A 613-nucleotide genomic window follows, 5' to 3' on the forward strand; every position below is an offset into this window, starting at 1 on the left:
GGGAACCTGCGGCTGGATCACCTCCTTAATCGACGACATCAGCTGCTCCATAAGTTCCCACACGAATTGCTTGATTCATTGAAGAAGACGATAAAGAAGCAGCCCGAAATTGGGTCTGTAGCTCAGTTGGTTAGAGCGCACCCCTGATAAGGGTGAGGTCGGCAGTTCGAATCTGCCCAGACCCACCAATTTTGTGTGGGAAACGCCTGTAGAAATACGGGGCCATAGCTCAGCTGGGAGAGCGCCTGCCTTGCACGCAGGAGGTCAACGGTTCGATCCCGTTTGGCTCCACCACTACTGCTTCTAGACGTTGAAAGCTTAGAAATGAGCATTCCATCACTGCGATGGTGAATGTTGATTTCTAGTCTTTGATTAGATCGTTCTTTAAAAATTTGGGTATGTGATAGAAAGATAGACTGAACGTTACTTTCACTGGTAACGGATCAGGCTAAGGTAAAATTTGTGAGTTCTCTTAATTGAGAAATTCGAATTTTCGGCGAATGTCGTCTTCACAGTATAACCAGATTGCTTGGGGTTATATGGTCAAGTGAAGAAGCGCATACGGTGGATGCCTTGGCAGTCAGAGGCGATGAAAGACGTGGTAGCCTGCGAA

At 47.3% G+C, this 613-nt stretch carries 2 tRNA genes; both read left to right on the forward strand.

Features of this window, described 5'->3' with window-relative positions:
- The first annotated feature begins 111 nt into the window (after positions 1 to 111).
- Positions 112 to 188 (forward strand) — tRNA-Ile (locus IV40_RS10440).
- A gap of 30 nt (positions 189 to 218) precedes the next feature.
- Positions 219 to 294 (forward strand) — tRNA-Ala (locus IV40_RS10445).
- Positions 295 to 613: the final 319 nt, after the last annotated feature.

Origin of the sequence: Lactobacillus selangorensis, from assembly GCF_001437205.1 — a bacterium.
GTDB classification, from domain to species: domain Bacteria; phylum Bacillota; class Bacilli; order Lactobacillales; family Lactobacillaceae; genus Paralactobacillus; species Paralactobacillus selangorensis.